Origin of the sequence: Acinetobacter sp. ANC 3929 (assembly GCF_000369405.1) — a bacterium.
In the GTDB taxonomy this organism is placed as follows: domain Bacteria; phylum Pseudomonadota; class Gammaproteobacteria; order Pseudomonadales; family Moraxellaceae; genus Acinetobacter.
The window spans coordinates 479,321-494,310 of record NZ_KB850000.1 but is presented as its reverse complement, the minus strand read 5'-3'; the positions used below and the strand labels follow the sequence as shown (position 1 = coordinate 494,310).

At 36.4% G+C, this 14,990-nt stretch carries 17 protein-coding genes; 7 read left to right on the top strand and 10 right to left on the bottom strand.

Annotated elements, in window-relative coordinates:
• Positions 1–380: 380 nt before the first annotated feature.
• From F909_RS06100 to F909_RS06125, 6 genes are all read left to right on the top strand, one after another.
• Positions 381–692 (top strand): ArsR/SmtB family transcription factor, encoded by a 312-nt coding sequence (locus F909_RS06100; protein WP_005152449.1) that lies wholly within the window; start codon positions 381–383, stop codon positions 690–692.
• A gap of 83 nt (positions 693–775) precedes the next feature.
• Positions 776–2,476, top strand: a complete 1,701-nt coding sequence (locus F909_RS06105) for a SulP family inorganic anion transporter (protein ID WP_005152447.1) — start codon at positions 776–778, stop codon at positions 2,474–2,476.
• A 197-nt stretch (positions 2,477–2,673) separates the two neighbouring features.
• Entirely contained in the window at positions 2,674–3,876 is a 1,203-nt protein-coding gene (gene sstT, locus F909_RS06110; RefSeq protein ID WP_005152446.1) for a serine/threonine transporter SstT, read from the top strand.
• Between the two features lie 6 nt (positions 3,877–3,882).
• Positions 3,883–4,563 carry a YoaK family protein gene (locus tag F909_RS06115; protein ID WP_005152445.1) on the top strand — a complete coding sequence of 227 codons (681 nt, stop codon included), beginning with the start codon at positions 3,883–3,885 and terminating at the stop codon, positions 4,561–4,563.
• 3 nt (positions 4,564–4,566) lie between these two features.
• Positions 4,567–5,106, top strand: coding sequence for a DUF2058 domain-containing protein (locus F909_RS06120; RefSeq protein ID WP_005152444.1), 540 nt, complete (start codon positions 4,567–4,569; stop codon positions 5,104–5,106).
• 120 nt (positions 5,107–5,226) lie between these two features.
• Positions 5,227–6,468: a mechanosensitive ion channel family protein gene (locus F909_RS06125; protein WP_005152443.1), complete on the top strand. Its 1,242-nt coding sequence runs from the start codon at positions 5,227–5,229 to the stop codon at positions 6,466–6,468.
• A gap of 33 nt (positions 6,469–6,501) precedes the next feature.
• On the opposite strand, the gene F909_RS06130 is transcribed toward F909_RS06125, so the two are convergent.
• The 9 genes from F909_RS06130 to F909_RS06170 all read right to left on the bottom strand — a co-directional run bounded on the left by F909_RS06130 (position 6,502) and on the right by F909_RS06170 (position 12,735).
• Complete coding sequence (locus F909_RS06130; RefSeq protein ID WP_005152442.1) at positions 6,502–6,753, bottom strand: hypothetical protein; 252 nt, start codon at positions 6,751–6,753, stop codon at positions 6,502–6,504.
• A 157-nt stretch (positions 6,754–6,910) separates the two neighbouring features.
• Complete coding sequence (locus tag F909_RS06135) at positions 6,911–7,192, bottom strand: hypothetical protein (RefSeq protein WP_005152440.1); 282 nt, start codon at positions 7,190–7,192, stop codon at positions 6,911–6,913.
• 294 nt (positions 7,193–7,486) lie between these two features.
• Positions 7,487–7,612 carry an LptA/OstA family protein gene (locus F909_RS21575; RefSeq protein WP_228129401.1) on the bottom strand — a complete coding sequence of 42 codons (126 nt, stop codon included), beginning with the start codon at positions 7,610–7,612 and terminating at the stop codon, positions 7,487–7,489.
• 184 nt (positions 7,613–7,796) lie between these two features.
• Complete coding sequence (locus F909_RS06140; protein ID WP_032878191.1) at positions 7,797–8,129, bottom strand: hypothetical protein; 333 nt, start codon at positions 8,127–8,129, stop codon at positions 7,797–7,799.
• A 258-nt stretch (positions 8,130–8,387) separates the two neighbouring features.
• Positions 8,388–10,190, bottom strand: coding sequence for a non-contractile tail sheath protein (locus F909_RS06145; RefSeq protein WP_416202067.1), 1,803 nt, complete (start codon positions 10,188–10,190; stop codon positions 8,388–8,390).
• A 250-nt stretch (positions 10,191–10,440) separates the two neighbouring features.
• Positions 10,441–11,094 carry a hypothetical protein gene (locus F909_RS06150; protein ID WP_005152434.1) on the bottom strand — a complete coding sequence of 218 codons (654 nt, stop codon included), beginning with the start codon at positions 11,092–11,094 and terminating at the stop codon, positions 10,441–10,443.
• 577 nt (positions 11,095–11,671) lie between these two features.
• On the bottom strand, positions 11,672–11,974 hold the full coding sequence (locus F909_RS06160) for a hypothetical protein (protein ID WP_005152429.1): 303 nt from the start codon (positions 11,972–11,974) through the stop codon (positions 11,672–11,674).
• Positions 11,975–12,066: 92 nt separating this feature from the next.
• On the bottom strand, positions 12,067–12,261 hold the full coding sequence (locus tag F909_RS06165) for a hypothetical protein (protein WP_005152427.1): 195 nt from the start codon (positions 12,259–12,261) through the stop codon (positions 12,067–12,069).
• Positions 12,262–12,417: 156 nt separating this feature from the next.
• On the bottom strand, positions 12,418–12,735 hold the full coding sequence (locus F909_RS06170) for a hypothetical protein (protein ID WP_005152425.1): 318 nt from the start codon (positions 12,733–12,735) through the stop codon (positions 12,418–12,420).
• A 457-nt stretch (positions 12,736–13,192) separates the two neighbouring features.
• Between F909_RS06170 and F909_RS06175 the strand changes: the two genes are divergently transcribed.
• A complete protein-coding gene (locus tag F909_RS06175; protein ID WP_032878053.1) occupies positions 13,193–14,140 on the top strand; it encodes a metal-dependent hydrolase in 948 nt (315 codons plus the stop codon).
• Between the two features lie 163 nt (positions 14,141–14,303).
• On the opposite strand, the gene F909_RS06180 is transcribed toward F909_RS06175, so the two are convergent.
• Positions 14,304–14,666 (bottom strand): hypothetical protein, encoded by a 363-nt coding sequence (locus F909_RS06180; protein WP_005152418.1) that lies wholly within the window; start codon positions 14,664–14,666, stop codon positions 14,304–14,306.
• Between the last annotated feature and the right edge of the window lie 324 nt (positions 14,667–14,990).

Below are 14,990 nucleotides of genomic sequence, written 5' to 3'. Positions count from 1 at the left end.
CCTTCTTATGCAGACAGATCGTTCTGTCTTGTATCTCATTATATATGCTTTCTTCTAAAGCGCAATCTTTTTTTCAACTTTTTTATATTCATTAAATATATTAATTACTTAATTTTATTGTTTAGCACTATTAAACAATAAAGCATCTAAATTGAGCAGCGATGATGATACCACTAGATAAAACTTTGCCAAAACACCAATAATGTGAATAAAATCACCCTATTCAACATTAAGACAAAATAATTCACAATAAAATGGTATTTTATCACTTTTACTGATATATATTTTCATTAAAAACCATTGCAATTATTCAGTTTTACTACAATTTTTTCTTTGTCTGACTTTATACTAGCCACGGCTGTAACCTAGTGAGTATATGCATGCAAAAGGATTTCGAAATCGAAGCAATGAGAGAGTCTGCTGGTACAATTGTCAATGTACTGAAGTCTCTAGCGAATACTGATCGTTTAATTATTTTGTGTCATTTGGCTAAACAAGAACTTAATGTTTCACAAATTGAAGAGTTGACCCAAATTTTTCAACCGACGTTGTCTCAACAATTGATGATGTTGAGAAAGAGCCATGCTGTTTCTACCCGACGTGATGGAAAACAAATTTTCTACTCGATTTTGGATCCAAAATTAAAAGTGGTTTTGAATACTCTATATGAGCATTATTGCCCACACGCATAATATTGCAGGAACCATTTTAATCATACCCTCTTTAGCATTTTTTCTGCATAATATATACAAATTTATGATTTATACTATTCTGCATGAAACTGTTCCCCCTCAATCTAGACAAACTATTTCCTGCACGAAAATGGTTAAGTCATTATCAACTTTCGAGTTTCAAATCTGACTTGATTGCAGCTTTTATCGTATTGGCCATGCTCGTACCTCAAGGCATGGCTTATGCCATGTTAGCTGGATTACCACCAATTATGGGGATATACGCCAGTATATTACCTATGATTATCTATGCATTTACGGGGAGCAGCACTACTCTTTCAATTGGACCTGTCGCCATTATCTCGATGATGGTGTTCGCAGCACTCAATCCTTTATTTGCTGTGGGTTCGACAGCCTATATTGAAGCAGCTTGTTTATTAGCACTGTTGGTCGGTATTATTTCCCTACTTTTAGGACTATTCCGTTTTGGTTTTCTGATTCAACTGATTAGCCATCCAGTGATTCAAAGCTTTATTATTGCTTCAGCCTTACTGATTGCTCTAGGGCAGTTTAAATTCCTGCTCGATATCCCGCTTCAAGCAAGTAACATCCCTGAATTTATTATAAGTTTCGCTCAAAATTTTCATTCGATTAGCCTTACGGGTATGAGCTTTGGACTTATTTCTGTTTTAATACTTTTTCTGCTTCCAAAGTTGATCAGTTCGGATTTTCTGAATAAAACACTACCTTTACTCTTGGTCTTGTTGTCTATCACTGTCATCAGCTTTTTAGGTAACGATTATAATGCCATCAAAACCGTTGGTATCATTCCTACAGGTTTACCAAGTTTTAATTTCCCCACTTGGAATCTTGACCTAGTTCAACAATTATTACCAAGCGCTTTTATGATCGCTATGATTAGTTTTGTGGAATCTTTAGCGATTGCTCAAGCCACAGCGCTACAGAAACGGGATGATTTGAACAGTAATCAGGAACTGATTGCATTGGGTTTGGCCAATATTGCTGCGGGAATTAATTCAGGGTTTCCAGTTTCAGGGAGTTTATCCCGTACTGTAGTAAATACAGATGCAGGTGCAAAAACCCCAATGTCGGGTGTAGTTTCATCCTTACTTATGATCATGGTAAGTCTCTACTTTACCGGCTTCTTCCAAAATCTGCCTTTGGCTGTACTCGCAGCGACAATTTTTGTTTCTATCTGGAAATTAGTGACGCTGACACCTTTTATTGAAACATGGAAATATTCAAAAGCAGATGGTCTAGCCATGTGGGTGACATTCTTTGGTGTAACCTGTTTGGATATTTCAACGGGACTCATCATTGGTATTGTATTGACTTTCATTTTATTGCTTTGGCGGATCAGTCGACCACATATTGCGGTCATTGGTTTAATTGAAGGAACTCAACATTTTCGAAATAGATCAAATTACAATGTCATTACAATACCAACTGTGGTTTCTTTTCGTGTTGATGAAAATCTGACTTTTTTGAATGCACACGTTCTAAAAGGCCATGTGATTACCGAGGTCAGTCAAAATCCTCTGTTGCAACATGTGGTGATCAATTGCTCCAGTATCAGCAATATTGATCTAAGTGCATTAGAGATGTTAGAAGATCTTAATCAAGAACTAAAACAACTCCATATCCAAATGCATTTGTCTGAAATAAAGAACCCCGTGATGGATCGACTATCTAAATCACAACTGATAAACGAACTAACTGGACAAATATTTTTATCACATTATCAAGCAATACAAACACTTTCCCCTGAAATGCTTGTAGAATGAGCTGCTTTTATTGGATTTTTTTTATACAAAAGGATGTATCATGTTTTCCTAATTTTTTTTAAAAAACATTGTGTTAATTTTTTCTTTATTTTTAAAGTAATTGAATTGCAAAAAAAAATTTATTATTCACGGTTCTTAGGTATAGAATACCGCCCTTGTTTAACCTTAAACCGTGCATTGGTTTATAAGGCCTTTATATGTTTAATGTATTGTCTCGATTGAGTTTAGTTAGCAAAATTATTATCGCTATTTTTCTAGGGATTGGAGTAGCTCTTCTCTTTCCTAACTTTACACCCTACTTAAGTTTATTGGGTGAATTATTCATTAAAGCATTAAAGTCTGTTGCACCGATTTTAGTTTTTGTTTTGGTTCTATCTTCAATTGCAAATTTTCAGATCGGTCAAAGCTCGAATATCAGACCTGTGCTTGTATTATATGTTGTAGGTATGCTACTTGCCGCATTTAGTGCCGTAACAGCAAGTGTCCTATTTCCAAGCCAACTGTTTTTGCACTTACCAGCAGAAACTGGACTTCAAGCACCAGGCAGTCTTGCAGAGATTTTAAAGAATCTACTTTTAAGTTTTATTGCAAACCCAGTACAAGCAATTGGTGAAGCAAACTTCATTGGTATTTTGGCTTGGGCCGTTGGTTTGGGATTGGCTTTACGTCATAGTTCAGACAATACAAAGCAAGTTTTGACAGATGTTGCTCATGCTGTAAATAAAATCATTCATACCGTGATTGGTTTCGCACCTATTGGTATTTTTGGCTTAGTTGCAGTGACCTTTGCTGATGCAGGCTTGGCAACATTAAAAAGCTATGCGCATCTCTTATTCGTATTGATTGGCACCATGGCATTTGTTGCACTTGTCATCAATCCGATTCTAGTCGCGATTACGATGAAAGCGAATCCATATCCATTAGTCTTCACCTGTTTAAAAGAAAGTGGAATTACAGCCTTCTTTACGCGTAGTTCAGCAGCCAATATTCCGGTCAATTTAGACCTTGCACAACGTTTGGGTGTCAATGAAGCGACTGCAAGTGTATCTATCCCACTTGGGGCAACCATTAACATGGCGGGTGCAGCAGTGACGATTACGGTACTGACTCTGGCAGCTGTACATACCTTAGGTATTCCAGTTGGTTTAAGCACCATGATCATTTTATCTGTAGTTGCCACTGTTTCTGCTTGTGGTGCATCAGGGGTTGCTGGTGGTTCTTTGCTGTTGATTCCTGTTGCTTGTAGCTTGTTTGGTATATCATCTGAGATATCAATGCAAATTGTTGCGATTGGTATGATTATCAGTGTATTGCAAGATTCAACAGAAACGGCATTAAACTCATCAACCGATGTGTTATTTACCGCTGCAGTTGATTTCAGAGACCGTTCAAAATCATAGGTTAATATGCCACTTCAACGTTTACCTAACTGGATTCAACTTGGTGCTTTCTTACTTGCACTGAATGCAGGAATGGTAAACGTTTTGGGCTTATTTACACTCCTACATCAATCTGTTTCTCATATGACAGGCAATGTCAGTATGCTCGCAATGAGTTTACTGGAATGGCAGCCTGAGCATTTTATCTATCTAAGTCTGGTTGTCATTTGCTTTGTCATAGGCTCTTTTTATAGCGGCTTGATACTTGGCAACGGCAATATTGCCTTTGGTCGACACTATGGCCTTCCATTGAGCTTAGTTGCGATCTTTTTATTCCTCACTTGGTTGTTACTTCCCTATTTTCCGCGATATGGCTTATTGTGGGCTTGTGTTGCCATGGGGGTACAAAATGCCATGGTGAGCCATTACAAAGGCGCTATTATTCGTACCACGCACTTATCTGGCGTCCTCACTGATATAGGTTTAGCATTGGGCTATAAAGCACGCGGTCTAAAAGTAGAAAAACGTCGTATTTTTCTGCATCTACTCATTTTTATGGGTTTTTTATGCGGTGGACTCATTGCGAGTGTGCTTTATCCTTATTTAAAATTACAGACCTTTCTCATTCCTGCCGGCTTAAGTCTGGCAATGAGTATGGCCTACTGGATTTTCTATTTTCGTTCTTCATCAAACTCAAATTTGGATTGAATTATGGTTAAAAATGCATTGCAAGCTCAGTTGTTAAAAGCGGGTTTGGTTGATAATAAGAAAGCAAAGAAATTAACCAAGCAAGCACAGCATGGGCAACGCACAGGACAAAATGATGATGCGGCATTGAAAGCTGAAATTGATCGTGCCAAGCAAGAAAAGTTAGCCAAAGACCAAGCATTGAATTTAGAAAAGCAAAACATCTTAGAAGAAAAAGCGTTAAAAGCATCTATCATTCAAATGATCAAACACCATAAAGTGAAAGAAATTGAAGGTGACATCACCTATCAATTTATTGATGAAGGTAAAATCAAAAAGGTCTACCTTTCACAGCAAGTTTATAATGCACTTGTTTCTGGCTCATTGGTGGTTGCCAAAGATCAAGAAAGCTATGCTTATCTACCTAAGGCACTTGCTGAAAAAATTGATCAGAAAATGCAGGGTTTCATCTTAGTGAATAACAATACCGAGAAAAATGATCAAACCACAGATGAAGAAGATCCATATGCAGCATATGTTATTCCAGATGATTTGATGTGGTAAATCACTTCAGGCTTATGTAAAAATGCCATTACAAATCGTATGTAAACTGTGATCAAACTTATATAAACCTATAATACACCTTACAATTCTCACTTTAAGAATTTATAAGGTGTTTTGGGTTTGGATTATTTAAATTATATGCGTAGCGAGCTCGGCCATTACCCATGGCTAGAAACAACGCTTGCATTAGCAGTTTTGATTTTGTTTGCAGCACTTGCAAACTTTATAGCTAAAAGAATTATTGTCCGTGGTATCCGCCACTTAATTACAAAATTTAAATCACCAAACCAAGCAATTTTTGCACAGCATAGTGTTACTCGCCGCTTTGCCAATATTGTTCCTGCTCTCGTAATTATGAATGGTATTGTGACTGTTCCACATTTGCCAGAAAAGTTCATTAGCTTCGTACAAATGGGTGCACAAGCCTTTATCTTCCTGACGCTTGCACTCACTGTCAGTGAAGCATTGAACATCTTTAATTTAGTCTATCAACGTAATCCTAAATCCAGAAACAAACCGATTAAGGGCTATCTGCAACTTGTTAAACTCATCTTATTTGTGGTCTGTGGCCTAATGATTTTAGGCACTTTCTTGAAAAAAGATGTGTTTACTTTACTTGCAGGCTTCGGTGCAATGGCTGCTGTGTTGATGTTGGTGTTCCAAAATACCATTCTTTCTTTAGTTGCCAGTGTGCAAATTGCTTCTTATGATATGGTTCGTATTGGTGACTGGATTGAAATGCCATCATTAAATGCAGACGGCGATGTCATTGATATGTCATTACATACAGTGACCGTACAGAACTTTGATAAGACCTTTACCACCATTCCAACCAATAAACTGGTGACGGACACTTTTAGAAACTGGCGTGGGATGAGTGAATCTGGTTGTCGTCGCATTAAACGTTCACTGTTTCTCGATCAAAGCAGTGTTCACTTTATGAGTGATGCGGAGCAGCAAAAACTAAAAGATTTCTTGCTACTCGATCAGTACCTCGATGCAAAAAAATCTGAAATTGAAGAGTTCAATAATCACTTGAGCAATCAATCTCAATATAACCAACGTCGTTTAACCAATCTCGGGACATTCCGCGCCTATGTTGAGTTTTACTTGCGTCAGCATCAAGGTATCGCCCAAAACCAAACTATTTTAGTACGTCAAATGCAGCCAACCAGTGAAGGCTTGCCTTTAGAAATCTATGCATTTACCAATACCATTGCGTGGGCGTCTTATGAAGCAATCCAATCTGATATTTTTGATCATTTAATTGCGATCATTCCTGAATTTGGTCTGCGAATTTACCAAGCCCCATCTGGTCATGATTTTCAATTGCTTACGACAGAGCAAGAGACCAAGGCTTAAATTAAAAACTAAAAAAGCACCTTCGGGTGCTTTTTAATTTATCTCAAAATACTTCCGACAACCTTCCATCCATTCTTTTGATACTAGTGGCTGTTCTGGGTTTTCTGTATTTGCAAGTTCACAATCCGCAGGGTTGTTTAATCCATTGTCTAAAGGAAAAGAATAACCATAATAACCATCACTATTCTTCGCATAGCCTCCTGTCTTTTTATAATCCCAATATAAGTAGCTCACAAAAGCCAATACTATTCCCAGTATGATAAAAAAGAGTCCTTTTAAGCTCATTTTTTGCCCGAATTGTGTTTTACAACATTATAGGCAACTTTATTAAACATTTAGGGATTTTTTTAGCTTCAAGCCAATTCAATTTTCGAAGCGCAACATTTTGGGCACACAATAAAAAGCCCCATGAGATTTGGGGCTTTCCACAACACTTTTTAACTCAATCCCACTCGAGCTGGAATTGAATATTGGTATTGGTAAAATTAGGATTTAAGAAAACTCTATAACCTGCTTCCTTCAATTCCGTTACAACAATATCCGCGTCTTCGCTACTTACCTCATGTTTTGAAAATTGTTGCAAGGCATCTCGGTCGCCATCATTGGCCCTTAATTTGATCGTACTGGAAATCTTTGAGAGAATTTTATCTACAGTTAACTTTTTAACATTCGCGTTGGAAATTGCAGTTGCTTTTGAAGCTGGTAACAAAATTTCTTCGTTCACCGTATTCCGCCTGTAATATCAGAATAAGAAAAAATTATAATATGTTCTAATTCCAGTTTTTCAAGGTCACAACACCAACTAAACGACAGATTTTGGCGCAGAGATAATTTTCCTGTATCTATTGTATAAAAAAAACACAACACCACTCAGCACAACAACCTTTAGGACATTCTTCTATTCGCACTAAAGTTTACCTACTGATTTTTAGGGGCTTCATCTCTACCTTTTTCTGAGGTGGAATAATGATCTGAGCGCGTTTATCCGAACGACCACGAGCCTAGACATCACCTACAGTTAAATTATATCTAGTGTTTCACCTGAAATACTTGAGCTATCCATGATAATTGATGCGTTACCTTCTAATACGATTTCTATTGCTGAGGGATTGTAATCAATATGATTGGCTTTACCATAAAACACTCCCTTTATAATATTATTTTAGATCAATGCATTTACCAGCAGCAGATATTCGCATCGTAAGTTATAAAATGAGATTAATTCTTATTTAAAAAATAATGATATGAAGATAACTATCGACCCCAAATTTTTATAAAATGCCTGCTCTTTAAAAGTAAGAGAGGAAAAATCCCCTCTCTACACATCACTATTTACAAACAATATCCAGTTTTTCAGCATAATAATCCGTCGATACTTTCAAGTCAGACATTAGCTTCTCTTTGCTATAGTCCTTGGGTGCAAGTTTTAGCAACGCAGGAATATATTTTGATTCATACAGATTTGGGTAATCTTTGCAAAGTACGCGTGTTTGTTCTTGTTTTGGTGTATCTGGGTTGTCCAAAATGTCCATGTACTCGGAAATCTTGTTGTCCACAACTTCAAAACTTTCTTGTGCCTGCTCAGTTTTAACTTCTGGTTGCTTATTACAACCAACAAATAAAATTGAGATTAAGCCGAGAGATAGAATTTTGATTTTCATAACAATGCTGCATACGATAAATTCATAAAAATCCGCCATTGCGGGTCATTTGCTCTAATTTATCATTAAAGACAGACACCGTAGATATCTTTTGTACCTGTTGGGTAATAAAAATTTAACCGTAGATACTCAAGTAAAATCCTCATGGATACCGCTCCAATATCCACACCGTTCTCAGATGATAGTTTTTAAAAAATGAATAAATGATGAGAAAAGAAGTGGCTTTAATTTTAAAACCACTTCTGCTCTGGATATTACTTATAGGTAAATTTCAGGCGGATAAGGCGTATCATCACTAATCGGCGTATATAGTGTATTTTCAACAAAGAATCCATTGGGTGCCTGAACTGTATCGATGGTCACAGAATCCTGCATCACTTGCGGATAGGCCCAAATAAACTGCTTCATCAATCCTAAAGGATGATTGTTCTTCATATCTCCAAACACACGCTGCCAGATCGGTGTTCGATAAGGCTTGGTCTTATCAAATCCATAGAGGTGTGCAATTGAGGAATCAGGAACAAATCCTGCCAAATAAGCCACTTTATCAGTTGGGTAGTTCAAATCTTGTGTTGGAATCTCTGCAACAGCTTGATGAGCTAAACCTAAACGGGCTTCCAAAATCCAGTCATAGGCTTCCGTCATAATGTAATCAAAATTTGGATAACTATAGTGCTCACTTGGATAATTGATATCTGTCGCCAAGGTTTCAATAGGTGTACGAATTGTGGGGAAGAAAATCAATGGACACACTTTGGCCGTTGGGTATTTGGTTTTAACTACTGTACGAATATCTCGACATGTCTGCCCAAGTTTGTTGCGTAACCAAGCCTTAAACTCGTCATATGGTGTGCCTGTTTTATGGACAGCATCATAGATCGTTCCCAAATCTGGTGCATATAAACCTGTGTCTGCATTAAATGCCAGTTTGGTAGGAAAATCATAGACACAAGGTAAATCTGTACCTTGGTTGTACCACCACCATGGCTCACCAATCTGCATATTAACGGGACACCCTCCTGTGACCATCGTATCTGCAAACTCGATAAATGCTTTATGTAGATATGCCAAAGCATTTTGGTCACAAGGACTGAAAAAATAACTAGGGGGTTCATAGCCTGTACGACCTAAATTACTATTCCAATCACGTTGTGCCCAAAACTCATTTGCAGCTAATGAGTACATTTCAAAACTCACACCAAATACGGGCTGCATCCCTGCGCTTTGTAATGCCTGCGCGAAGCGCTCGTGCCATTTACGGGTACATGGATTCACAACAGCTTGGTTATTCACCAATGTGTCTGGTATTTGCCATTTATTAATACTGCTGTTCCAAGACATTTCAGGATATTTCGACATGCCACAATAATGATTGATCAAACCGTGATAGCCCAAAGCCTGCATATTATCGACCAAGCGCTGTGGGTTTAGATCATAATGATCATCGTAGCTGGTACAGATCCCGTAGTCATGTTGCGGTACAGAAACCCGCTTGAGCGTAAGTTTGGCATTTGGTCCCGTAGTTACAGAGTTGGTGATACGGATATAACCATCTTCTGCTTGGGCGAATGGTTGCGTCGAGTGAGCATTGTAGTTCGAGGTAAATCCAGAGAAAGAAATTCGCTGAATATTGGTGACAGGAAAAGAATCAGTTGCTGAAAAGCCTGCCTTGACCATATTCCAATTGATATGAATATGCGCCGTGCGAGACGCAGGCTGATTTGCATAATTGAACAGGACAATGTAAGCAACCTTGTCCTCACCATTGGCTTTATATTGCACCGTCAATGTTGGTGTTAAGGTTGGATTATTTAACATTGGCATAGATGCTGACAGTTCAATATCGAAGTCCCAAATCACACCGCTGTAATCATATTTGGTTTCATAAGCCAAAAATTTATGGTCTTTCGCATCATTTGAATCCCAGATAATCCCTGCAAGATCGGTTGTAGTACGTGAGCGGAAGGATGCTTCAAAGCCATTCCCATAATTGGTAATGGCAAAAGACATGGTTTGTGGGCCATCAATGCGCCAGTACTTTGGACTAAAACGATTAATCATTGATGTTTGGATATTTACAGCGGGAGTTGTGTTTAAATTTTTTTGTTTATATTCAAAAGTATTTGTCATTTTAAAAATGCTCTCATTCATCATTGAATCTTTATCTTAAGCGATCAGGAATTTTTCACTGTTTGCATGAGTAAGGATTGATTAAAAAGAACGCACTTATTTCGACATTATGTAAAAGCAAAATTTATAAGATCAAAAAAAGCTCATCTAGTGACGAGCTTTTTGTTGTAAAAACGGATGCTTAGAAATTGTAACGGATACCCACTTTATAAGTAATTCCATCCAGATCTAACACATCAGATGCAGTACTCTCACAGAAATAACCAGTACATACATCATCAAAGTTTTCGATGTACAACCATTTATAACCTAGCCCTACATAACCAGCGATGTCTTTTTGAATATAGTGACCTAATTCAAAATCAATCGGTAAGGTGACATAACGCAGCTTGGTATCATAGTTATCTGCATCAAGCCATGCATAACCAATACCAATACTTGCATTCGCATAAGTATTGGTATGATCATAAAATCTATAGCCACCTTTCACATTAATTTCAGTACTTTTCCAATCTGAATTTTTTTGGTAGTTCAGAGCAAACGTCGTACTTAAAGTATCCAATGCAGTAAATGTAATGCCTGTACCAATGCCATTTAATTTCTCATGACCATCAATCTCATCGGACTGCAATCGAGATCCATAATATTCTGCAAATATAGAGGTCTTGATGCCGCTATTGGTTTCACTAAGATAATCTTGCTCTATGGGTTGGACTGTGCGCTCTCCAAGCTCTTGCGGCGTCCCGTAATTGACTTGTAAAGGTGTATCTGCCCACCCATTAGTACCCATAAGAGATACAGTTAGCCCCATCACCCCAACAAGTATTTTTTTCATCCTAATGCCTATTTTTATTTGAATTGAAGAGCTTAGAGAATAATTTATTTTTAATTTTTTAAAAATCATTTTTGTTGAAAGACTATGAATAAAAGCGAGAAACCGATATCTGGTAAATCAATTGGTATTTTTCGCGAATTTATTCACACAATACTCATATCGTTCTTTTATCGTCTGATGATTACTTAATCGGATACATGAGCAAAAAAGATCACCCTCACTGTATTGAATTTCGCTTGGTACAGCTACACCAGCACATTGCAAATCAGTTTGGCCTATTCGGGGAATAAGAATACGACTATCCACTTTAAGCGCATAAAAAAATCCACCCACAATAATTATGATGAGAACTAAAATCGATGAATTGTTTTTAAAGAAATTTTTCATTATTCAAAATGTATCATTATACAGATCTAATAAGATAAATAAGTACCCATTCTATTATGTAGAAAGATATCTTATTTTTTATTCACTTATAGATGACTACCTGAATTCGATGATTAAACACTCAAAAGCAATCACAATGAGCTTTTTGATCATCGAAATTAGCTTAGAAGAAGAATATTGATCCTAAATTTTAGCGATGAATCTCTTTGTATAAGCGTTTAGATATCCAGTCAATAAAAGCTATTTTATTGCTAAATTGAGGTGTGTTAAATAAGTTAATATCCAGTTCAAAATTATCAAAGTTCAATAACTTATACATACCACCTCCTAAAGGGACCAAATGAGTGTGTGGATATTTAATCGATTTTAATGCATTTCTTAAAAATAATGCTTTGATTTGTAAGTCACTGTTCTTATAGGACTGATAACTTTGAGAGTTTATGAACAATTCATATTCACGATCTAAATTTTGAATAATTTGAGAAACAACCACCGTATGCCCCTTTATTATTTGAATTATTTTTATACCACAAAAAAATTAAAAGCCCATCATTTGACAAGCTTTTATACAATTAAACATAAATCTTATTGGACGCTTAATTCATCATCTTTTGCAACAATGACCGAAGTGAGCATTGGAACACCAAGAATAATAGGAACCATGATAATCCATAAATCCGTGGTTAACTTACTGGAAAAAAAGAAATGAATCACAAGAGCGACCAGCGCCAGTACTGCGAATAAAACACCCATGAATCGAACTGCGAATTTAACAAGCATTTTTTTGGCTCCTTATGATTCTAATATGTATAAACAGTATACGCCTACTCCATGAGTTACAGCATTTTCTTTTTCTATTGCACTATAAAAGCAACTTATATCTTTCTAAAGTCAAAAAAGCCCAACATGAAGTGAGCTTTGCTTTAAAAACCAAAATTATTTGGCTTCGTTTACACCAACGATAAACTGGCTACAGTTTGAACCTTCAGAAGCATTTGCCAACTGTTTTTCAGAAAATTTGAACTTTGAAGCAACGGATTGATAATCCTTCTTAAGACTTTGACCAGTCAATGTACCTAATTGTTTGACTTGCTCTGCCGTCAACAATTCATTTTCAACCGCTTGATTCATCATGACACAAGCAGTTGTCATTGCATCATAACGTGCCGCAGTTTTTGAATAACCAAATGAACCGATCAAACCACCAATAACCAGACCGATAAGTAAAGACAAAATAATATGCTTTTTATTCATTTAAGTAACCTGAACAACCAATAATAAAATTAAGCAAATCAATATATTTACTTTCTTAAGATAAACGATTTATTTTCTGTTTTTATTGTAGAGTGCTTTACATGACTTAAGCTACGAAATGTAATTTCTGATGAATTCTAAAATTTAAACACTCAGAAATGATCAGAATGACGTTACTCTTACTCTTACTCTTACTCTTACTCTTACTCTTACTGCATTCAAGATCAGCAATCATAGCAATGACTGCTTGATTAAGCTTATAAAAGCTATATCTTCAAAGGATGTAGCTTTTTTTATGTCTGATTTTTAGACTTCAATCAAGCCAAAACTACGATGTTTTATCCTTAAAAACGATTGAAACTTTATTTTTGTCCTATAAGCACATGGTGAACAATTTTACTCAATGCTAAAAATTACGTATTCAAATTCATTCGTAATTTTATATTGGGTGACAGGTATGATCACAGAAAATCATCAGCTAAAAGCAAGAAAGGTATATTTCGATTTTTCCGACTCTTCTGTTTGTTGGATGCCTGATGATCCTCTATGTTCCCACATTGCCAATGGCATCAATATGTTATTGCCTGCTGGTGAATTTTGGTTCTGCCGCGTTTTTAATAAAGCAGTGCCTTATGTCACTGATGAAACATTAAAACAAGAAGTGATCGGATTTATTCGCCAAGAAGCAGCCCACGCGCGTGCACACGAAAAAGCACAAGACTTTCTAAGAGAAAATGGCTACGACATACAAGATCCACTAAATCGCGCTCACCTTATTTTCAATATTCTTTTAGGTGATAAGCCATTGGGTTTGCCCTTCTTAAAAGGCGAAAAACTTGATGAGTATTGGTTACTGTTTCGTGTTGGCGTTATTGCAGCAATTGAACACTTTACTGGCACGATCGGGCAATGGACGCTCGATAGCAAGTCTTGGGACAAAGCTGATCCTGCGATGACCGATTTATTCCGCTGGCATCTTGCCGAGGAAGTTGAGCATCGTTGTGTGGCTTATGATTTATTTGAACACTTACTCACCAATAAACTTGGTTTTTATGTCTCCCGACAAGTGATTATGATGGGTGTTTTCCCTTTATTTATTTTCTTCCTTGCTGATTTTGCACGAAGCCTTGGGCAACAAGATCTGGAACATAAAGATATTCAAAAATTGATGCGTCGTGGATTCTTTAGCTTTATCCGTGAATTTGAAAAGACGGCGACGCAAACCGATAATCTACCAACAATCAAATATTTGTGGAAAGCAACATTACGCTGGACTTCTCCGAAATTTAATCCGATCCATGAAGGAGATACTGAACAAGCATTGGCTTATATGGCTCGTTCACCAGCAGTACAGTATTTTAAACAAATGACGCAAAACTCTGCAAAGACAACTGTATTAAGCTAGTCTTCAACAGTTAGTCATAACTTGCTAGACGATTGAAAACATACTGTAACTCACATCCACATCCTTAACACGTTTAAGGATGTATTGCGTTATTGACAGTTTTGGGTCTAAAAGCTTGGTATAAATCAAAACGTCTCGAAAAACCTGCCCAATCTACTGTCAATCAACATGAAAACTGAGTTTGCGTTAACTCATTTTTGAGCGCAAGATAATGTTTCTGGGCGGCATTTTGATTAAGCTTAAATTCATTTTTTGTCTGAATGATTTCATCTATGTCTTGCATATAACGCTGATAAGCTGAATAACGATCAATAATGAGTTGATGCAAATTTATTTTGCTCTTTTCAACCAAACACTCTTTTTGCTTTGCCTCTAATAGCTCAAGATTCGATTTTTCCTTGCCTTTTAAGCGATATTCAAACTGGATTTGATCATCTAAAGATTTGAAATATGCATCCGACAAATTGAGGTAATTTTCTCCAAAATTATTCATACTTCCTGCATGACTTATACTTAAAAAAAGCATAAATATAGCTGTAACTATTATTCTCATCACCGTTTCTATATATTAATTTTCATCTATTATATCATCGTCACGCATAAAATCCGACCCACAGTTTAATTAAGATTTAAAAAATAATATATTAAGACAGTCTAAACAAAAATAAGATCATCTTGATATTTCAAATTAAAACTTTGAAATTCCATTCAATCATAAAATTAAGCTACTTATACGCCTTCCTATAGTTCACTTTATTATTTTAAACCTATTCGTTGTTTATTATTAATATCCCAAAAAGATTCGCTCTGCTTTAAATTAAAACACTCTTTCTACAATAATCTTGATACG

Coding starts and splice junctions, on each gene's coding strand:
- F909_RS06100 (WP_005152449.1), top strand. CDS start 381: ATGCAAAAGGATTTCGAAATCGAAGCAATGAGAGAGTCTGCTGGTACA.
- F909_RS06105 (WP_005152447.1), top strand. CDS start 776: ATGAAACTGTTCCCCCTCAATCTAGACAAACTATTTCCTGCACGAAAA.
- sstT (WP_005152446.1), top strand. CDS start 2,674: ATGTTTAATGTATTGTCTCGATTGAGTTTAGTTAGCAAAATTATTATC.
- F909_RS06115 (WP_005152445.1), top strand. CDS start 3,883: ATGCCACTTCAACGTTTACCTAACTGGATTCAACTTGGTGCTTTCTTA.
- F909_RS06120 (WP_005152444.1), top strand. CDS start 4,567: ATGGTTAAAAATGCATTGCAAGCTCAGTTGTTAAAAGCGGGTTTGGTT.
- F909_RS06130 (WP_005152442.1), bottom strand. CDS start 6,753: ATGAGCTTAAAAGGACTCTTTTTTATCATACTGGGAATAGTATTGGCT.
- F909_RS06140 (WP_032878191.1), bottom strand. CDS start 8,129: ATGAAAATCAAAATTCTATCTCTCGGCTTAATCTCAATTTTATTTGTT.
- F909_RS06145 (WP_416202067.1), bottom strand. CDS start 10,190: ATGATTAATCGTTTTAGTCCAAAGTACTGGCGCATTGATGGCCCACAA.
- F909_RS06150 (WP_005152434.1), bottom strand. CDS start 11,094: ATGAAAAAAATACTTGTTGGGGTGATGGGGCTAACTGTATCTCTTATG.
- F909_RS06165 (WP_005152427.1), bottom strand. CDS start 12,261: ATGCTTGTTAAATTCGCAGTTCGATTCATGGGTGTTTTATTCGCAGTA.
- F909_RS06170 (WP_005152425.1), bottom strand. CDS start 12,735: ATGAATAAAAAGCATATTATTTTGTCTTTACTTATCGGTCTGGTTATT.
- F909_RS06175 (WP_032878053.1), top strand. CDS start 13,193: ATGATCACAGAAAATCATCAGCTAAAAGCAAGAAAGGTATATTTCGAT.
- F909_RS06180 (WP_005152418.1), bottom strand. CDS start 14,666: ATGCTTTTTTTAAGTATAAGTCATGCAGGAAGTATGAATAATTTTGGA.